This window comes from Cryocola sp. 340MFSha3.1 (assembly GCF_000383315.1).
Classification (GTDB): domain Bacteria; phylum Actinomycetota; class Actinomycetes; order Actinomycetales; family Microbacteriaceae; genus Leifsonia.
On record NZ_KB911087.1, the window covers coordinates 1443198 to 1462367 of the forward strand.

The following is a 19170-nucleotide window of genomic DNA, read 5'->3' on the forward strand; positions in this document are numbered from 1 at the left end:
CGGCCTGGGGGTATCCGAAACAGACTGTTCACATCTGGTGACCCGACCGTAACACCGGTGAAGCACGCGCAGGATTGACTGAGGGGACGCCGCGCCGACGCAGCGGCAGACCGACGAGGGGATGACGAATGCCGAAGACCATGCGGGCCGCACTTCTGGACGCCGCGGGAGCCCCGGAGGCACTCCGCATCGGGGAGACCGCCTATCCGGATCGTGTGAACGCCGAGTTCCTGGTCAAGGTGGTCGCCTCGAGCGTGAACCCGATCGACGCGAAGACGCGGGCCGGACGTGGGATCTACGACGCCATCCACTCGTTCCCCGCCGTGCTCGGCCACGACTTCAGTGGCGTCGTCGTGGAGTCGCCGTACAGCGCGCACCCCATCCGCCCGGGCGACGAGGTGTTCGGCATGGTCATGGTGCCGCGCCTGGGCGGCAGCTTCGCCGAGTACATCTCCGTGCCGTCGCTGAGCGTCGTGCGCAAGCCGGCGACCCTGAGCCACATCGAGGCGGCCGGCGCACCCCTGGCCGCTCTGACCGCGTGGGGTCTGGTCGTCGAGGTCGCCAAGGCGCACGAGGGACAGCGGATGCTCATCCACGCGGGCAGCGGAGGCGTGGGTCATTTCGCCGTGCAGTTCGCGTCGTATTTCGGCGCGCACGTCATCGCCACCGCCTCCGGGTCGAACGCGTCGTGGATGCGCTCCCTCGGTGCGGCCGAAGTGATCGACTACACGACCACGCGCTTCGAGGACGTGGTGCACGACGCCGACGTGGTGATCGACCTGGTCGGCAATGTGCACGACGACACCGGCACCCGCTCCCTCTCCGTTCTGCGCCCCGGCGGCCTCATCGTCAACGTGCCGACCGGGAGCTGGCCCACCTTCGCGGAGGACGCCGCCGCCGCCGGAGTGCGCGGCACCGACTACAAGGTCGCGCCGGACGGCAGCACGCTCGCGGTCATCGCCCGCCTGCTGGAGTCGGGGAACGTGCGCGTGCACGTCGACCAGATCTTCGCCCTCGAGCAGATCGCCGAGGCACACCGAGCCGTCGAGAGCGGCCACACGCGCGGCAAGGTCGTCCTGAAGGTCGCGGAGGGCTGACCTAGCCGACCGGGGTGAGCGGCCTCTCCATCACCCAGTCGTCCTCGTACCGGTCGCCGACCAGGAACCGCTTCGCACCGACGCGCTCGAAGCCGTGCTTGCCGTAGAAGCGCTGGGCGCGGGCGTTCTCCTCGTTGACGCCCAGCCACATCCCCTCGGCTCCCGCTTCGCCGCCGGCCCGCAGACTCTCGGCCATGAGCCGGCCCGCGACGCCCTCGCCGTGGTGGCCGGGGAGGACGTAGCACTTGCTCAGCTCGGCGGTGGGGTGGATGCGCAGGGAGCCGCGCACATCGGCGTCGGCCGGTTCGCCCAGGTTGATCATCGTGTAGCCGACCGCGGTGCCCTCGTCGTCTTCCGCGATGAGCAGGCGGCGTGATGCGTCGGCGAGGTACTCGACGAACCGCTCCTCCGAGAGCACGGTCCGGATGAACGCTGCCTTCGCCTCCTCGGTCGTGTGCGGCGGGCAGGCGAGCGGGAAGGTCGCAGCGGCGACCGCGGCGAGGGCGGCGGCATCTCCGGCGACGGCGGGGCGGATGGTGACGGTCACCCCGCCAGCCTAGCCAGCGGACGGGCGGGTTTCACACAGCGGACCGGCCGCCTCCGATCGGGAGACGGCCGGTCCGTGGTGCGGTGGGGCCGGAGCCGCAGGGCCGCTAGTGCCGCCCCTGCGCCACCCAGCTGAGCAGGTCGAAGGAGACACCGCCGAGGCCGGTCACCGGGTCGTAGCCCTTGGCCGTCTTCAGCGAGGTGTCCTGATCCATCGACACCAGGTAGGTGTTGCCGCTGATAGCACTCGTGTAGACGAGCGCCTGCGTCGGGTTCTGCGGCAGCACGTCGCGGAACGCGTTCGGCAGGATGCGCTTCACGCCGTACAGCGTCGGGTTCGCGAACCCGATCGTGGACCGCGTCGCCTGCTGCACGATCGCGATCTGCGCCGCGACGATCGGCGAGGCCAGCGACGTTCCGCCGTAGGTCTCGTTGACGTAGTCGCCGGTCTCCAGCGTCGTGTCGTCGATGATCGGACGGATGCCGATCAGGAACCCGGTGTACGGGTCGGCGAGGGCCGCGACGTCCGGCGAGACGCGCTTGCCGTTCGCGAGAGCCGCCGGCACGATGCCGCGCTGGTAGTCCGGCTGCGCGAACACCGCGCTCGTGCCGCCGCCGGCGCCGCCGACGAACCGCGTGCCCGGGAGGGGCTGAGCGTAGCTGAGCGTGCCGTCGGTGTTCTTGACGATCTGGTCGAACTGGTCGCCCCAGCCCGTCTCCCACGCGATCTTGCCGTTCTTGTCGATCCCGGTGCTGGTTCCGCCGACCGAGGTCACCCACGGGGAGGACGCCGGGAAGTCCGGCGACGGGTAGCCGAGGTTCGCGACCTCGTCGCCGTTGTCACCGCTCGAGAAGTACAGGCCGATGCCCTCGCCCGCGGCCTGGAGCTGCAGGTTTACCTCGCCCTGGATCACGTCAGCCGGAACGGCCTCGCCCACGTTGCCGTAGCTGTTGCTGACGATGTTCGCGAGCTTGTTGTCGAGGATCTTCGACATGGCCACATCGAGGCCGCCGCCGCAGTTGAAGCCGCCGACGTAGAGGATGCGGGCTCCCGGTGCGATGGCGTGCACGGACTCGACATCGAGCGTCTGCTCGCCCTGCCATCCACTCGGGTACTGGCACAGCTCCTGGTCGACGAACTCGCTCGGGCTCGGCACCAGCTGCTGGTAGCTGCTGTTGGTCAGGCCGGGCTCGCCGTTCTGCTGCGAGTAGCTGTTGACGTCCTTGACGATCGTCGGGCTGGCGTAGGCGTCGATGATCGCGACCGTCTGGCCGGAGCCGTTGATGCCGCGCTTGCCCAGGTCGTTCAGGCCGTACGCGCTGCGCAGCTGCTGCGGCGTGTAGCCGCAGTTGTAGGTGCTGTACTGCGTGTTGCCGTTGTACGCGGGCGGGACCGTCACCGTGTGCTCACCGTAGTAGTGCGAGCACGGCGTCTGGATGACGGGCGCCGCGGCCGCCTTGCGCGCGACCTGCGGCGCGCCGGACGGACCGAGGTCGCCCTGCTTGATCGAGTCGGGACGCGTCAACGTGCGCGACTGCTCGATGCTCACACCCGAGACCTTGCCGCCGATCGAGGTCGGAAGCGACGGCGCCGAAGACGGGGCCACGAGCTGGCGCCCCGCGTAGTTGAACGCGTGGAGCGACGTGCCGAAGATCGAGCCGAGCTGGTCCGGAGTGCCGCGGAAGACGACGTACTGGCGGCTGGCGGGAACGGCCGAGATGGTGAGGCCCGCCGCCTTCAGGAAGCTGACCACCGCGTCGGAGTCCGCCTGGCTCGGCGCGAAGCGATCGATCCACTGCTTCGGGCTGAGAGCCTTGCGGTATCCGCGATCGAGGGGGTTCGAGACGGCTTTGGCGAGAGCCTGCGCGCCCGCCTGGTCGCGGAGCGGAAGGTAGATCTCACCCTCCACCGTCTCGTCGGCCGGTGCGGCGCCGGCGTCGTTCGCCGCGGTCGCCCAGGAGGGGACGGAACCGGCGTAGGTCACCCGGTCGGCTGCGTTCGCCGCCGATGCCCCCGCCAACGACAAAGCCACCACGGCAGACGTGGTGGCAATGATTCCGAGCGCCCTCTTGTGGAGGGATCCCGTGGTGCGATGTGCCATGAATGTCATCCTTAGCTCGGACGGACTCGACTTCGAGCCGCCGCGCACGGCGCGCGACAGGAGCGACACTAGACCCCATCGTTCTACCACCGCAACGAGGGGTAGACAGTTCTGTCGTGATCGTTGCTGTAGGTGAAGCATCCTCACCCGGGAACCGCATCCACTCTCCCGGGAAACGACGAAGGGGCCGGGACCGGCAAGCGGTCCCGACCCCGTCGGAGTGAGTTCGCGGAACGACCTCAGATGGCGTTGACGTCCAGCGGGATGCCCGGGCCGAACGTGGTCGACACGGCGCCCTTCTGGATGTAACGGCCCTTCGCGGCGGACGGCTTGAGGCGCACGACCTCCTCGAGAGCGGTCGTGATGTTGTCGTTCAGCTGCTCGGCGGTGAAGCCTGCCTTGCCCACGACGAAGTGCACGTTGGCGTGCTTGTCGACACGGAACTCGATCTTTCCGCCCTTGATGTCGGAGACGGCCTTCGCCACGTCCGGCGTGACCGTTCCGGTCTTCGGGTTCGGCATGAGGCCGCGCGGGCCGAGCACCTTACCGAGACGACCGACCTGGCCCATGAGCTCCGGGGTGGAGACGGCCGCGTCGAAGTCGGTGTAGCCGCCGGCCACCTTCTCGATCAGCTCCGCGCCGCCGACCTCGTCCGCACCGGCGGCGATGGCCGCCTCGGCGGCCGGGCCGGTCGCGAACACGATGACGCGGGCGGTCTTGCCCGTACCGTGAGGAAGAATGACGGTACCGCGGACCATCTGGTCCGCCTTGCGCGGGTCGACGCCCAGCTTCAGCGCGACCTCGACGGTCGAGTTGAACTTGGCGGAGCCGGTCTCCTTCGCCAGGGCGACGGCCTCAGCGGGGGTGTAGAACTTTCCGGCCTCGATCTTCTCGGCCGCGGCCCGGTAGGCCTTGGACTTCTGTGCCATGTGATTTCTCCTTACGAGAATGTGGTGCGAGCCTGGCCGGCTCTTCCACGAGATGTCTTGAGTGGGTGGGGCTTACGCCTCGACCGTGATGCCCATCGAGCGGGCGGTGCCTGCGATGATCTTCGACGCCGCGTCGATGTCGTTGGCGTTGAGGTCGACCATCTTCTGCTCGGCGATCTGGCGCACCTGCTCCTGGGTCAGCTTTCCGACCTTGTTGGTGTGCGGGACGCCCGAGCCCTTGGCGACGCCGGCCGCCTTCTTGATGAGCTCTGCCGCCGGCGGGGTCTTCAGGACGAACGTGAACGAACGGTCCTCGTAGACGGTGATCTCGACGGGGATGACGTTGCCGCGCTGCGACTCGGTCGCCGCGTTGTACGCCTTGCAGAACTCCATGATGTTCACGCCGTGCTGACCGAGCGCCGGGCCGATAGGCGGGGCGGGGTTGGCGGCGCCGGCGTTGATCTGAAGCTTGATCAGACCGGTGACCTTCTTCTTCGGTGCCATGTCTCTTCCTTCTTTGTGTATTCGAGCGAGCCGGACCGCGGTCCGCGTCGCTCTCCCGGTTTCTCGGCCCTTCCGAGACCCGGTGTTCTGAAAAACAGTGGGGAGGCTCTGAATGTTCCCTAGAGCTTCGTGACCTGGTCGAAGCTGAGCTCGACCGGGGTCTCGCGCTCGAACAGGGAGACGAGGACGGTGAGCTTGCCGCTCTCCGGCTTGATCTCGCTGATGGAGCCGGGGAGGCCCGCGAACGAGCCCTCCTTGATGGTGATGGTCTCGCCGATCTCGAAGTCGACCTCGGCGGGGATGACGCGCGCGGCGGCCTTCTGGCCCTTCGCGGCGCCCTTGGCCGGGGCGGCCTCGACCTGCACGAGGCTCTTCAGCATCGAGAAGGCCTCTTCGAAGCGCAGCGGCGTCGGGTTGTGGGCGTTGCCGACGAACCCGGTGACGCCCGGCGTGTGCCGGACGACCGACCAGCTGTCCTCGTTCAGGTCCATGCGCACCAGCACGTAGCCGGGGATGCGCACGCGGTTGACCATCTTGCGCTGGCCGTTCTTGATCTCGACCACGTCCTCCATGGGGACCTGCACCTCGTAGATGTAGTCCTCCATGTTCATCGAGACCATGCGGTTCTCGATGTTGGACTTCACGCGACGCTCGAAGCCGGCGTACGAGTGGATGACGTACCACTTGCCGAGCTTGGAGCGGAGCTCTGCGCGGAACTCCTCGTACGGGTCGACGGAGGTCTCCTCCTCCTCGTCCTCGACGGCCTCGAGAGCCGCCTCGGCCTCGTCCTCGCTGTCGACCTCCAGCGCCTCGTCGACGGCGCGGTCGGCCTCCGGGTCCACGGCCTCCGCCATGGCGTCGAGCACGGCGTCGAGGTCGATCTCGGTGCCGTCGTCGGCGACGACGTGCAGCGCCTCGTGCTCGGCGGAGTCGGACGCCTCGTCCTCGCTGGCGAGAACGTTGCCGGTCTGCGCCTCGTCGTCCTCGGAGGACTGCTCCGCAGCGGGCGCCCAGTCCACGTCGTCGCGATTCGTCTCAGACACTGAATTCATTCCATTTCTTGTCGGGAGGGCCGGTGCGGCCCGATCGACGTCGTCTACTTCGGGTTTCCGAAGACCCAGACGACACCCATGCCGAACACCCAGTCAAGGAGTGACACGAGAGCCATCATGATCACCACGAACACGAGCACGACGCCGGTGTAGCTGAAGAGCTCCTTGCGGGTCGGCGTGACGACCTTCTTCAGCTCGCCGATGACCTGCCGGATGAACAGGGCGATCCGCGCGAAGGGGTTGCGCCGTGCGGCGCGATCCTTCTTCGCGTTGGCGACGATCTCCTCGCTCGGCTCGTCGATTACCTTTCGGGCCACCTCGTTACACCTTTCGTGGATCGGCACCAGAGTGCCGACTTGCAGGGCGGACAGGAATCGAACCTGCAACCTGCGGTTTTGGAGACCGCTGCTCTGCCAATTGAGCTACCGCCCTAGGGAACCGAATCGCCGACTTCCTGCGCTGGCTGTTCCAGGCTAACCGATCGAACATCCGAACGTGCTGCGGATGCCCGGCCGGAGCGGGGCAGTACTGCCGTCGCTACACCAGAAAAAGGGCGCAAAAAAGCTTGGCAGATTCAACCACCGCGTCAAGTGTACGGGACGCGACAGGTCGGCCGCAAAGCGGTCACCGGACTACAGGAGTTTGCGCTCCAGAGCCCACGCGGTGAGCTCGTGCCGGGAGGAGAGCTGCAGCTTCCGCAGCACCGCGGAGACGTGCGTCTCGACCGTCTTGATCGAGATGAACAGCTCGGCCGCGACCTCTTTGTAGGCGTATCCGCGGGCGATCAACCGCATCACCTCGCGCTCCCGCGCGGACAGCCGGTCCAGCTCGTCGGTCGACTCCGCCTGCTCACCGGAGGCGGCGCCGAAGGCGTCGAGCACGAAGCCGGCGAGGCGGGGCGAGAAGACCGCGTCGCCGCCGGCCACCGCGACGACCGCGTCGCTGACCTGGCCGCCCGAGCTGCCCTTCGTGAGGTAGCCGCGGGCTCCGGCGCGGATGACGCCCACCACATCCTCCGCCGCATCCGACACGCTGAGCGCGAGGAAGCGCGTGGACGGGGTCTCGGCCGCCGTCCTGCGAACGACCTCCGCTCCCCCGCCGCCGGCGCCGCCGGGCAGGTGCACGTCGAGCAGCACGACGTCGGGCCGGGTCTCCAGGACCACCGCGACCGCCGCATCCACATCGGCGGCCTCTCCGACGACGTGCAGGCGGTCGTCGAGGTCTGCGCGGAGCCCGGAACGGAAGATGGAGTGGTCGTCCACGATCACCACGGTGACGGGCCGCCCGGTGGCGGTGGTGTCGGTCATGCGGCCTCGTTCGCGGTATCGATGGTCAGCTGGATCTCGGTGCCGGTCTCGCGCGCCGTCACGGTCGCCTGACCGCCGGCACGGCGCATACGGCCGATGATCGATTCTCTGACACCGAGACGCCCTTCGGGAAGCGCCCCGAGGTCGAAGCCCGGTCCGCGGTCGCGGATGAACACATCCACTCGTCCGGACGCGTGCTCGACGTAGACGGAGACGGCGCCTCCCGCGTGACGCGCGGCGTTCAGCATCGCCTCGCGCGCGGCCGCCCCCAGCTCGGAGGGCGCGTTCCTCACCGGCTCGCCGACGGAGACGACGTCGAAGGTGACGGGATGCTCCACCTCCAGGGCGGCCGCGACCTCCCGGAGTTCGGCGGCGAGGTCCCGCTCCTCCGCTCCCGAGGCCGCCGCCCCCTCGGTGAACAGCCACTCGCGCAGCTCGCGCTCCTGGGCGCGGGCGATGCGCCCGACCTCGCTCGACGCTCCCGCACGGTTCTGGATGAGAGCGAGCGTCTGCAGCACGGAGTCGTGCAGGTGCGCCGCCATCTCCGCTCGCTGCTCCTCCTTGATGCGCGCAGTCCGCTCGGTGATCAGCTCCCGCCACAGCCGCAGCCCCCACGGAGCCACCAGCACCGCCGCGCCGGCGAAGGTGGCGATCAGGATGCCGAGCCACAGCACCCCCGAGCCGGAGACGTTCTGCGTGAGGGCGATCGCCAGCGCGACCAGCACGAGGAAGGCGCCGCAGACGATGCGGAAGGCCGCGGGAGAGAGAGGTGCGAAGGCGACCGGCTCCTCGTCCGCCAGCTGCTCCCAGGCGACAGCGAGCACCAGCAGGGCGGCGCAGGCGACCAGCGCGCCGAAACCGGGGCCGAGCGCCCCGCCCGCAGCGAGGACCACGGCCGTGATCCCCGCCGCCGCACCGGCGCCGGCGAGCAGCCAGGGCAGGTTCACCCGGCGGCGCACGCCGTCCGCGGGGTCGAGGCCCGACGGGGCGCGCAACGGCGTGAATGCCCACAGCCAGAGGTACAGCAGGATGCCGGCGCCGCCCAGGAAGGTGGCGCCCACGAACGCCCAGCGCACGGCAGCGACGGGCCAGCCGAGGTGGTCGGCGAGCGCGACGCTCACCCCGCTCACGGCGCACGTGCGCGGCCGGGCCAACGGGGGCCGCGGCAGGCCGGCGCGCGAACCGGCGGGCGCTGTGGACGACATAGTCAGATCCAAGCAGACCCCGAGGGGACCCGCACCCGATGGCCGCCGTAATCAGGGTCCGCTCAGGGGTTCACCCGATACCCGGGCGAGAAGCCCGCCGCCAGGATGGGGAACATGTCACAGAACGACTCGACTCCCCCGGTGGGGACGCCCGCGAACCCCTACGGCGGTCCGCAGACCGGATTCTCCGGCCGCGGAACACGCTTCTTCGATTGGATGCGCGGCCTCGGCATCGTCCGCGCCGATGGCTGGCTCGGCGGAGTGAGCGCCGGGGTGGCGTACCGCCTGGGCATCGACCCTCTCATCGTGCGCGGCATCATCGTGGTGGCCGGCATTCTCGGCGCACCGGTGCTGCTGCTGTACGCGGCGGCGTGGGCCCTCCTGCCGGACCGCGAAGGCCGCATCCACCTCCAGCAGCTCTTCGAGGGCGACTTCCAGCCGCCGATCGTCGCGATCGGCGTGATGGCGCTGCTCTCGCTGCTGCCGTGGACGAGCGGTGTCTGGTGGGCTGACGGGCCGTTCTGGAACGTTCCGGACTGGGGCGATGTGATCGGCCGCGTCATCTGGACGCTGGTGGTCATCGGCGCGGTGGTCGCGCTCATCGTCATCGCCGTGCGGAACTCGGACGCCCGGGCGGCGACGCGGGCGACACCGCCGACGCCGGCGGCGGGGTCGAGTGGGTTCGGGACGACGGCCACGGCCGGTGCCGACACGACGGCGAGCACTTTCACGGCGGACGCGAGCTCCGCGGCCTCGACGGACACCGCGACGGACGCGGGCACCGCTTCGGCCGGAACCCCGTCCTCGACCGTGCCGGCGGCGAGCGCCGCATCCATTCCGGCACCGCAGCTGGACACCGCCGCCGAGCCGACGGCGCCGCCTGCACCGCGCCTGGGCGCGTCCGCCGACGAGGTCGCCGACTGGCAGCAGCGCCAGGCGCAGTGGCGGGCGGAGCACGCGGCGTGGAAGCAGCGACTGGCCGCGGACATGCGGGCGGTCAAGGCCCAGCGATCGGCCGAGCTCCGGACGCAGGTCGCCACCGCGACGGCCGAGGCGGCTGCGCGCCGGGAGGCCTACCGGGCGGCGAACCCGCGCGTCGGCGCCGCGGTCGGCTGGCTGACCGTCGGGCTGGCTCTCGTCGCCGGATCGCTGGTGGCCATCGTGTGGCCTCAACTGGCCGACGTCACTCGCTTCACGACGGCCGCCGGACTCGCCGCCGCCACGCTCGTCGTCGGCGTCGTCGTGCTCATCGCCGGGCTGGCGCGGCGTCGCAGCGGATTCCTCATCTTCCTCGGGATCCTGCTGGCCGTGCTCACGACGGCCGCACTGTTCCTCGCGGGTGACAACGTCGCCGGCATCCACCTGACGAGCGTCGGGCTGCCCGCGCTCCTCCAGCACTGATCCAGCGCCGACCCGTGCTGGCCGAGAATCGACCGAGAGAGACGACCATGACCGACCAGGACCCGCAGAACCCACCTCAGGAGGCCTCGACCTCCGAGACGGCGCCCCTCACGGGAGCACCGTTCACCGCGCCGACGCCGCCTCCCCCCAGCCCTGTGTACACGGCGCCGCTCACACCGACCGGCGAAGCACCCGTGCGATGGGGCGGCGTGGTCTGGGGACTCCTGCTGACGCTCTTCGCCGCTGCCACCCTCTACGTGCTGGCGTCATGGGAACGCGTCCGCGACGTCGCCGACTGGCTCGCGTCGCTCACGCCGGGTTCGGCCTGGGCGCTCGGAGCCGCCGTCATCGGCCTCGTCATCGTCGTCTCCGCCCTGCTCGGCGGCATCCGAGCCTCCCAGCGCAGGCGCGTGCGCGCGCGGATCTGACCGGTTCCGTCCACAGAACGGCTTCGACGCCCGTTCTCCACCGATGTCCTCGGCGGGGAGCGGGCGTCAGGCGTCCCTGACACGATGGCTCCATGACCACTGCAACAGATGCCCTCTCCAGCCTCCGGGCCCTCGTCGGGCGACCGGAGGCCGAGTTCCACGACGGGCAGTTCGAGGCCATCAGCGCTCTGGTCGAAGATCATCGACGGGCCCTGGTGGTGCAGCGCACGGGATGGGGCAAGTCCGCGGTGTACTTCGTGGCGACCATGTTGCTGCGAGCCCGGGGCGCAGGGCCGACCATCCTGGTCTCGCCTCTGCTGGCGCTCATGCGCGACCAGGTGGCGGCAGCCGAGCGGGCGGGCGTGCGCGCCGTGACCATCAACTCGTCCAATCGGCACGAGTGGGACGACGTGGCGGCGCGTCTCCGGGAGGACTCGGTCGACGTGCTCCTCGTCTCGCCGGAGCGGCTGAACAACCCGGACTTCCGCGACACGCAGCTGCCGGCCCTGGTCGAGCGCAGCGGACTGCTGGTGGTGGATGAAGCCCACTGCATCTCGGACTGGGGACACGACTTCCGGCCCGACTATCGCCGGCTCCGCGACCTGATCGGGCAGCTTCCCGACGGCGTGCCCGTGCTCGCGACCACGGCGACGGCCAACGAGCGCGTCGTGGCCGACGTGGTGGAGCAGCTCGGTGCCGGCCGCGAAGCCGAGGTCGTGACGATCCGCGGGCCACTCGCCCGGCGATCGCTGCGATTGGGAGTCCTCCCCCTTCCCGACGCCACCGCCCGGCTCGCCTGGCTCGCGGGTCACCTCGGCGACCTGCCCGGCAGCGGCATCGTGTACACCCTGACGGTGTCGGCCGCGGAGGACACCGCGCGGGTGCTCCGCCGCGCCGGCCACGAAGCGCACGCCTACACCGGGCAGACGGACACCGCCGAGCGGGAAGACCTGGAGGGCCGGCTCAAGCGCAACGAGCTCAAGGTGCTCGTGGCGACGAGTGCTCTCGGGATGGGCTTCGACAAGCCGGACCTCGGCTTCGTCGTTCACCTGGGGGCGCCGTCGTCTCCCGTCGCCTACTACCAGCAGGTGGGTCGCGCCGGCCGGGCGACCGAGAACGCCGATGTGCTGCTGCTCCCCGGCCCGGAGGACCGCGCCATCTGGCAGTACTTCGCGACCGCGTCCATGCCGTCGCGCGAGAAGGCCGACGCTGTGCTCGAGACGCTCGGGTCGGAGCCCCTGTCGACGCGCGTACTGGAGAGCCGCGTCGACCTCCGGGCGTCCACGCTCGAACTGCTGCTGAAGGTGCTGGATGTCGACGGCGCCGTGAGGCGGGTGAGCGGCGGCTGGGTCTCGACCGGCGCACCCTGGGAGTACGACGAAGAGCGGTACGCCCGCATCGCCGCCGCCCGGGAGGCGGAGCAGCAATCGATGCTCGACTACGAGTCCACGTCCGGGTGCCGGATGGAGTTCCTGCAGCGCGCGCTCGACGACCCGGATGCCGGCCCCTGCGGCCGCTGCGACAACTGCGCGGGCGTCTGGTACCCGACGGAGGTGGACGGCAGTGCGGCCGGCGAGGTCGGCACCATCCTCGACAGGGTCGGTGTCGAGCTCGAGCCGCGCAAGCTGTGGCCGACGGGCGCTGATCGCCTCGGGGTTGCGGTGAAGGGCAAGATCGGGGTGGACCAGCAGCTCCGGCCCGGTAGGGCGCTCGCCCGGTTGACAGACCTCGGCTGGGGCGGTCGCCTGCGTGAGCTGCTGGCCGACGACGCAGCCGACCAGCCGGTGCCGGCCGCTGTCCTCGACGCCTGCGTGCGGGTACTCGCCGACTGGGACTGGGATGCGCGCCCGGGAGCCGTCGTCGCGATGCCCTCACGCCGGCGACCGGTGCTCATCGAGTCCCTCGCTCGCGGGCTCGCGGGTATCGGCCGCCTTCCGTTCGCCGGGACGCTCGACTGGCGCGGTGGACCGCCGACCGGAGCACCCGGCGGCAACAGCGCTTTCCGGCTGGCGTCCGTGTGGAACCGGTTCTCGGCCGACGGGTTCGATCTGCCGCCCGGCGTCCCCGTCCTCCTCGTGGACGACCTCGTCGACAGTCGCTGGACGATCACGGTCGCCGGTCAAGAGCTCCTGCGTGCGGGAGCAGGGGCAGTTCTCCCGTTCGCGGCCGCAGTGCGTAGCTGAGCTCCGTCATGTCGCACTCCGTGCAGGTAGGAGCGCGGCTGAGGGAGGCGAGCGCCGAACCGGTGCTCGCCTCCCTCAGCCGGTCACATGAAGTCGCCGCCGCCGCCGAAGTCGCCACCCCCGAAGTCGCCGCCACCGAAGCCACCCCAGTCGCCGCCACCGCCCCAGTCGCCACCGCCACCGAAGTCGCCGCCGCCGGAGGCGTCGCCGCCTCCGTCCCAGCCGGCCGCGTCGACCGAGCCGGCGTCACCGGTGCCCCCGTCGCCGCCCTGGTCGCCGCCGTTCTGGTCGCCGCCCTGGTCGGTCCCGTCCTGGTTGTCGCCGTTCTGGGTGTCGCCGTTCTGGTCGCCTGCGCCGCCGTCGGCCTGGTCGGCGCCGGGCGCCGGAAGGAACGCGCTGACCAGGGCGGAGCCGATCACGTAACCGGCCACGCTTCCGAGCAGGGAGCTGGCGAACATGCTGCCGAAGCCCGCTCCGCCGAAGCCGGGACGGCCGGCGCCGCCTGCGCCACCGCCGCCGAGGGCACGCTCGAGGGTGCCCGGCTGACGGAGCTCGGAGCGGGTCGCCGCCTGAGCGAGCGATCGGGGGTCGTCGCCGCGCGGCTGCTCCCCTGCGGGAGCGTTCTCGCTGAGCTGCTGGAACAGCAGGCGCCGCTGGTCGGGCGTCAGCTTCGCGAACGCCTCCTCGTGCACCTGCTCGATCGTCTCGGGCGGGGCGGTGCGGAGCAGGTACCGGTAGCGCTCGACCGCGATCTCATCCTCACTGCGGCCCTGCGGCTGGGTGGGAGCTTGTCCCGGCGCTTGGCCCTGGCCTCCGCCGTACGGCTGGTTGGCGGTGTTCTGCGTCTGCGTGCCGTTCGGGCGCGGTTCCTCGCGTCCGAGCAGGCGGTCCAGGAATCCCATGTCGTCCCCTCCGGTCCTTCCCGGCGCGAACGCGCCGTGTGGAGTTCAGCCTACGGAGCGCGGCGTGAGAAAACTCTCAGAGTTGGATGGGTGTCAGCACAGCGCCGGGTGCGAGACCGCCGGATGCGAGACCGCCGGACGCCAGACCGCCGGACGCCACACGACCGGGCGCCAGACCACACGACGCAAGGCCGCCGTCAGAGGCTGAGGCCGACCATGACGGGTTCCGGCTGCAGCACCACACCGAACTCGGATTGCACCCTTGACTGGATGAATGACGCCAGCTGGGCGACGTCGGCCGCCGTCGCGCCACCGCGATTGATGATCGCGAGCGTGTGCTTGGACGAGATGGCGGCGCCCGAGCCGGGCAGGGCGAACCCGCGGCGGATGCCCGCGTTCTCGATCAACCACGCGGCACTGAGCTTCACGGTGTACTCGGCTGTCGCGAGGGGCGGAACATCGAGCGGGTGCACGCCGCCGAGCGGGATGTCCATCACCGTGTCGGCCTCCAGCGGCGCCTGCGGCCAGCGGGGGGCGTTGGCGGGAAGGGTGCGGGCGAAGCCCTCTGACACGATCGGGTTGGTGAAGAACGATCCGGAGCTGACCGAGTCGGGGTCCGCCGGGTCGAGCACCATGCCCTTCGACGACCGCAGGGCGAGCACCGCGCGCCGCAGTTCGGCTACGGGCACCCGGGAACCGAGAGGCACGCCTAGGGCGTCCGCGAGCTGGGCATACGCCACCGGCGCGCTCAGCGGCGCACCGATCGCGCCGGGCACTGCGCCGTCTGCGAGCTCCAGGTCGACCGAGAGCACGACGCCGATGCGTCCGCGTTTGAGCACCGAGGTGCGGTATCCCAGGCCCAGCTCCTGTCGAGTGAGGTACACGATCTCGTCCGAGGCGTCGTCGAGGAATTCCACCCCGACCAGCGCTGACTCGAGTTCCTGGCCGTACGCGCCGATGTTCTGCACGGGCGCGGCGCCCGTTGAGCCGGGGATGCCGCTCAGCGCCTCGATCCCGGACCAGCCGTTGCGCACGGTGAGGGCGACGAGCTCGTCCCACGGCTCGCCGGCCTGCACGCGGAGCCGGATCCGGCCCTCGGGCGCGGGCAGACGCTCGACACCACGGCTGCGGATGTGGATGACGGTCCCATCGAAGCCGTCGTCGCTCGCCACCGTGTTCGAGCCGCCGCCGAGCAGCAGCCAGTCCTCGGCAGTGTCGCGCGCTTCCCGCACCGCATCCACCACGCCGTCGCGGTCGTTGGCGACGACGAGCCGGTGCGGCACGCCGCCGACGCGGATGGTGGTGAGCTCGGCGAGTGCCGGCGTCGAGTCGGTCATGCCAGCCGGACGCGGACCTGCGCCTTGCCGAGCACGGTCTCGCCGCCGAACGTCGTGGTCAGGTCGATGCGCGCGATTCGCGCTTCCGTATCCAGCTGGCCGACCTTGGCGGTCACGGTCACCGTGGCGCCCTCCGTCGGGTCGACCACCACTGGGCGGGTGAACCGGACCTGGTAGTCCGCCACCAGGGCAGGGTCACCGGCCCAGTCGACCACAGGCTGCACGGAGAGGCCCATGGTGAGCATCCCGTGCGCGATGACGCCGGGCAGGCCCACCGAGGTCGCGATGTCGTCGCGGTAGTGGATGGGGTTGAAGTCGCCGGAGGCGCCCGCGTATCGAACGAGCGAGTCACGGGTCAGTTCGACCGTGCGCTCGGCGACCACGTCGCCGACGGTCAGGCTGTCGAAGTCGGGGGTAGCCATTACTCGTCTCCTCGCACGACCAGGGTGGATGTCGCGGTCACCACGTGGGCGCCGTCGGCGTCGACGATGGTCGACTCGGCTGTCACCATCGAGTGCGCGCCGAGCGACTTCACGGAGGTCACCCGGAGGGTCGCGGTCAGCTCGTCGCCCGCGAACACCGGGCGCGAGAACGAGAAGCGCTGGTCGCCGTGGACCACACGGCTGAAGTCGATCCCCGCGTCGGGCTCGGAGAGCAGCTGCGCGAGCGTCGCCTCCTGAACCACGACCGGGAACGTCGGCGGGGCCACGAGGTCGCGGTGTCCCTGCGCGCGCGCCGCGTCGACATCGAAACAGACCGGCGAGGTCGCGAAGACCGCGCGAGCGAACTCGCGCACTTTCTCTCGCCCGACGAGGTACGGCCGGGTGGGCGGGAACTCACGCCCCTGAAGCTCTGGGTTCACTGGCACCCGACGATTCTACTGGCGCGTTCCTCGCCGGGTCCCTGGCACCCGCGAACGACAGAAGACCCCGGAGGCGGTGGGGCCTCCGGGGTCTTCGTGCTCGGTGCTAGCGCCTTACTGGCAGCTGTCGCACTGCAGCAGGTCCATGGGGTCGACGGGAACCGAGTAGCCGCCAACGCTGTCGTTTTCGTAGTCCATGATGGCCTCCCCTAGAAGTCTTGATGATCCGCGTTCCCGCGGTGTTCACCCACTATATAACCCGAATGACACGATTGTCATTCCACTACATGTTGTGTTTTGGGGATTTTTTCTCGCTGCCCCCAGAGTAGGGGCGACCACCGACATTTTCAGTTCGCATCGACCCGGACGCCTAACGCGCCATTGATGACATTTCTCGCGCATGACCTGCAGGAAAACGCTGCTCGCATGCTGGTGGGCACCAATTCGACGCCGCTGGGTTGCCTGCTGTCCACACTTGCCAAGGCGTGCGAGTCCTCGGCGTGTCGGCGTGTCGGCCTTTCGGCGCGGTCAATCGGGACGGTGGGCTGTGCTGTCTCCCGGTCGCGAGCCTCGACAACTCGGCACAACGCCCAGAGAAGTCGTCAGACAGGTGGCGCGCTCGCTAAGAGGCGCCCGGTTGGGGCGGACCAGACCGAACCTGGCGTCCCACGAGCGCTGACACTCGAACGGGTTGCTTCGCCGATTCCAGCCGAGCATTGCGCGTAAATATCAACGGGTCGGAGAACTCCTGATAGCACTCGCCTGACGGATCATTCGGAGCTGCGGGGTTATTGGCACAGTATTCGCGGCCATTCTCCCGTTGCGGCGTGAACGCGGACGAGAGCTGGTCAGCGGCCCACGTAAGCTTCGACGGCTGCCCGATACTTGTCGTCATCCAATACGTAGGGGGCCGGGGTTTGAAGGTGATTCGCCAACTCGCCCATCAGGACTGACGGGCGCGCTCTGGGCCTCAATCTCCTCAACTGGCGATCATTCAACAATCGCTTTCCCGCGCGGGTGACGCGGAACCGCCCTTCGTCATCTGCTTCGATCAGCTTGGATCCAAGGAGAATCGCGATTGATTGCTCAAGCTGAACCCGACTCGGGACACCTGCGTTGACCAGGTCCCAGACGGCAATCACCTGACGCAACACTCGCCAGCGCCCACGACCAGCTGCTAGAAGAAGAATCTCGGGATGCGCCGGTGATTCGCTACTCACCACGGCGCACTGGCTCCCTTGCCAGCTCTCTGTGTCTGGTTGGCATGCTCGTCCACCGTTCTTTTTGGCCGTTGCCAGTCGGGCTGTTCGCTTCGCACAATGACAACCTCCGTGCTGTCGATCCGTCAGCTCGCCGACGGCGAATCGTTCGGAGTGAAGTCCCGGTGCCGCCTCAAGGCCGTCTAGCCGAGCTAGTCCGGCGCCGTGTGTCCACGATGCGGACAGCGACGGCACGCTGTCGATTTCAGGCCCAAGGATCTCCGTCCCTGGTGTTCTCGCTGGAGTGAGCCAACATCAGCGGTCGGATCGATACTCAGGGCTAGCAAGAATAGTCCTCAAGAAGTAGTTGCATGCTGCTTCTTCACTGTCGAAGTGTCTTTCGCCCGTTCGCTGGCCGCGCTCGGAGTAGTACACGTTCCAAGACCGACGCGCGTCCTCAAGAACCAACCGTTCGGACAGGTCGCCTCCATCGAGTGAGTACGCATCAGCTCGGATCCCTTCCGCCACGAGCCGTTGGCTTAGCTCAACTCGATTCATCGGCAAACCGCCTTCAGCAAGCGTCATCGCAACCAACCGTTCTCTATCTGAATGGAAGCGTAGTCATCTGCTGGCGCGCTCCGCCGAACGAAGCCCCCCGATTGGATGAGTCGACGAGGCTCTCCTCAGGTTGCTGCTTCGTCAGATAGAACTCCGACTCCAGCTCCACCACCCAAAGCAAGAGCCCCTGGGTCCTGCCGTTTGGAAGTGGTCAGTTGTGGTGCTTCGACAAGTGGGAGTGTCTCGATGTAGGTCAGCTCGTCGGTGTGCCGAGGGCGTCGCGCAGCCGACGGCCGATGCCCTGCTAGGGCCGGGAACCCAGCAGGTGTTCCTTAAAGTCGGAAGGGATGCGCCTCCGTCGTCGTGAGTTACGGATCGATTGTCGCCCGCGGCCAAATGGCCGCTAAAAGTTCGGACCGGTCCTCGGAAAGCAAAAGGGCTAGCGGATCGGTGGCATCTTCAACCGATACAAGCCGAACTGTCTCCCGTCCCCGCAGCGCTTCGAGCCAGGCGTCTATCTGGCGAGCAAGGACAGTATCAGCCGACAAACGACGCCGACGGCGCTCGTAGATATCGATAAGTCGGTGGCTGTCGACCGATGGGCAACGGTACGCCGGCAACTCCAGACTTCTTAGTTCGGCCGCCAGGCGCGGAGCGACACGCAAGACGGAGCGTTCAGCACGCGAAATCAGTTCCTGTCGATCAAGTAGATCTTGTGGTGTCATGGCAGGACACGCGCTCCCGTTACAGTTCCTCTCAGCAACACTTCATACTCCTCGAGTGCGTCCGGCGATTCAAGAACACGTCAACGAGTCCCGCGCATCGTCGGGATCGTTCGTCACGGCTCGGCTGAGGTATCAACAGCGCCGCAGCGGTCTGAGAAACCTTCGTGGCTCAGAGACCGCGACGGCGCCCTGACACGGCGGCACGCGGCCCGGCGAGTAACACGCAGGAAATCAACCGCAACTACCCTTGCGCCATGTCCTCGCCGAAACCGAGCGCACCGCGGGAGTGGGGGCGGTTCGCCGACGGCTCCGTCGAGCAGCGGATGCTCGTCGCACTGGGCGCTCACTTCGGGGTCCCCCTGCGACCCCGGTCGCTCTCCCTCGCCCACGGCGCGCGGGTGGAGGTCGAGGGCATGGATCACGACGGCACGATCGTCGTGCAGCTGGTGGCGAATCAGGGTGCCTACAAGCCGTCGTACCGGAACAAGGTGATGGCCGACATGTTCAAGCTCCTCTGGTTGCGCGCGGCCGTGCCCGGGGTCACGCGTGCTGCCGTTGTCGTGAGCGCCCGCACGACCCAGGCTCTCAACGGCTGGGTCGCCGTGGCCGCGGCCGAGCTGGGTGTCGAGGTGTACGTCTTCGACGGGGACGACGTCGCCCCGCTGGCCGGCCAGAGTTAACATCCGCGCAATCTCCGGAGGCCGATTCACGAAACATTGGCTCGGTAGCGTTGTGGAACAACAAGCGGACTCCGCGTGGCAGACATCAACCTCGCTACGCACGCTCTCCGCCATCTGGGAACGGGCCTATGGGTCCGTACACGGCATGGAGGG

The 19170-nt window shown here is 69.0% G+C and carries 18 protein-coding genes and 1 tRNA gene; 5 read left to right on the plus strand and 14 right to left on the minus strand.

Annotation, left to right across the window (positions count from 1 at the left end; all coding sequences use genetic code 11):
• Nucleotides 1-128 precede the first annotated feature (128 nt).
• The gene (locus tag H284_RS0106845; protein ID WP_018189755.1) at nt 129-1097 is read left to right on the plus strand and encodes an NADP-dependent oxidoreductase; all 969 of its coding nucleotides are present in this window, start codon (nt 129-131) and stop codon (nt 1095-1097) included.
• A gap of 1 nt (nt 1098) precedes the next feature.
• Here the strand turns inward: H284_RS0106845 and H284_RS0106850 are convergent, their stop codons facing one another.
• The 9 genes from H284_RS0106850 to H284_RS0106890 all read right to left on the minus strand — a co-directional run bounded on the left by H284_RS0106850 (nt 1099) and on the right by H284_RS0106890 (nt 8742).
• On the minus strand, nt 1099-1644 hold the full coding sequence (locus H284_RS0106850; protein WP_020075651.1) for a GNAT family N-acetyltransferase: 546 nt from the start codon (nt 1642-1644) through the stop codon (nt 1099-1101).
• 106 nt (nt 1645-1750) lie between these two features.
• Entirely contained in the window at nt 1751-3745 is a 1995-nt protein-coding gene (locus H284_RS0106855; RefSeq protein WP_231371101.1) for a S53 family peptidase, read from the minus strand.
• 239 nt (nt 3746-3984) lie between these two features.
• On the minus strand, nt 3985-4674 hold the full coding sequence (gene rplA / locus H284_RS0106860) for a 50S ribosomal protein L1 (RefSeq protein ID WP_018189752.1): 690 nt from the start codon (nt 4672-4674) through the stop codon (nt 3985-3987).
• A gap of 72 nt (nt 4675-4746) precedes the next feature.
• Nucleotides 4747-5178, minus strand: coding sequence for a 50S ribosomal protein L11 (gene rplK / locus H284_RS0106865; protein ID WP_018189751.1), 432 nt, complete (start codon nt 5176-5178; stop codon nt 4747-4749).
• Nucleotides 5179-5297: 119 nt separating this feature from the next.
• Nucleotides 5298-6221: a transcription termination/antitermination protein NusG gene (gene nusG, locus H284_RS0106870; RefSeq protein ID WP_020075653.1), complete on the minus strand. Its 924-nt coding sequence runs from the start codon at nt 6219-6221 to the stop codon at nt 5298-5300.
• Between the two features lie 53 nt (nt 6222-6274).
• Complete coding sequence (gene secE, locus H284_RS0106875) at nt 6275-6547, minus strand: preprotein translocase subunit SecE (RefSeq protein WP_018189749.1); 273 nt, start codon at nt 6545-6547, stop codon at nt 6275-6277.
• 42 nt (nt 6548-6589) lie between these two features.
• A tRNA-Trp gene (locus tag H284_RS0106880) sits at nt 6590-6662 on the minus strand.
• A gap of 200 nt (nt 6663-6862) precedes the next feature.
• Nucleotides 6863-7537, minus strand: a complete 675-nt coding sequence (locus H284_RS0106885) for a LuxR C-terminal-related transcriptional regulator (protein ID WP_020075654.1) — start codon at nt 7535-7537, stop codon at nt 6863-6865.
• On the minus strand, nt 7534-8742 hold the full coding sequence (locus tag H284_RS0106890) for an ATP-binding protein (RefSeq protein WP_020075655.1): 1209 nt from the start codon (nt 8740-8742) through the stop codon (nt 7534-7536). Before H284_RS0106890 ends, H284_RS0106885 begins: the two co-directional genes overlap by 4 nt.
• A 114-nt stretch (nt 8743-8856) precedes the next feature.
• On the opposite strand from H284_RS0106890, the gene H284_RS0106895 reads away from it, so the two are divergent.
• The 3 genes from H284_RS0106895 (at nt 8857) to H284_RS0106905 (ending at nt 12754) form a co-directional block, all read left to right on the plus strand.
• Nucleotides 8857-10143 (plus strand): PspC domain-containing protein, encoded by a 1287-nt coding sequence (locus tag H284_RS0106895; RefSeq protein WP_020075656.1) that lies wholly within the window; start codon nt 8857-8859, stop codon nt 10141-10143.
• A gap of 47 nt (nt 10144-10190) precedes the next feature.
• Nucleotides 10191-10571 carry a hypothetical protein gene (locus H284_RS0106900; RefSeq protein ID WP_020075657.1) on the plus strand — a complete coding sequence of 127 codons (381 nt, stop codon included), beginning with the start codon at nt 10191-10193 and terminating at the stop codon, nt 10569-10571.
• 92 nt (nt 10572-10663) lie between these two features.
• Nucleotides 10664-12754, plus strand: a complete 2091-nt coding sequence (locus tag H284_RS0106905; protein WP_020075658.1) for a RecQ family ATP-dependent DNA helicase — start codon at nt 10664-10666, stop codon at nt 12752-12754.
• A gap of 83 nt (nt 12755-12837) precedes the next feature.
• Here H284_RS0106905 and H284_RS0106910 read toward each other — a convergent pair whose 3' ends face one another.
• The 5 genes from H284_RS0106910 to H284_RS20865 form a co-directional block, all read right to left on the minus strand.
• Complete coding sequence (locus tag H284_RS0106910; protein ID WP_020075659.1) at nt 12838-13656, minus strand: hypothetical protein; 819 nt, start codon at nt 13654-13656, stop codon at nt 12838-12840.
• 197 nt (nt 13657-13853) lie between these two features.
• On the minus strand, nt 13854-14993 hold the full coding sequence (locus tag H284_RS0106915) for a UDP-N-acetylmuramate dehydrogenase (RefSeq protein WP_020075660.1): 1140 nt from the start codon (nt 14991-14993) through the stop codon (nt 13854-13856).
• A complete protein-coding gene (locus H284_RS0106920) occupies nt 14990-15415 on the minus strand; it encodes a MaoC family dehydratase (protein WP_020075661.1) in 426 nt (141 codons plus the stop codon). The genes H284_RS0106915 and H284_RS0106920 overlap by 4 nt, the downstream gene beginning before the upstream one ends.
• On the minus strand, nt 15415-15861 hold the full coding sequence (locus H284_RS0106925; RefSeq protein WP_026307047.1) for a MaoC family dehydratase N-terminal domain-containing protein: 447 nt from the start codon (nt 15859-15861) through the stop codon (nt 15415-15417). Before H284_RS0106925 ends, H284_RS0106920 begins: the two co-directional genes overlap by 1 nt.
• An 842-nt stretch (nt 15862-16703) precedes the next feature.
• Nucleotides 16704-17078 carry a hypothetical protein gene (locus H284_RS20865; protein ID WP_155885449.1) on the minus strand — a complete coding sequence of 125 codons (375 nt, stop codon included), beginning with the start codon at nt 17076-17078 and terminating at the stop codon, nt 16704-16706.
• Nucleotides 17079-18591: 1513 nt separating this feature from the next.
• Between H284_RS20865 and H284_RS0106940 the strand changes: the two genes are divergently transcribed.
• On the plus strand, nt 18592-19017 hold the full coding sequence (locus H284_RS0106940; RefSeq protein ID WP_020075663.1) for a hypothetical protein: 426 nt from the start codon (nt 18592-18594) through the stop codon (nt 19015-19017).
• The last annotated feature ends 153 nt before the right edge of the window (nt 19018-19170 follow it).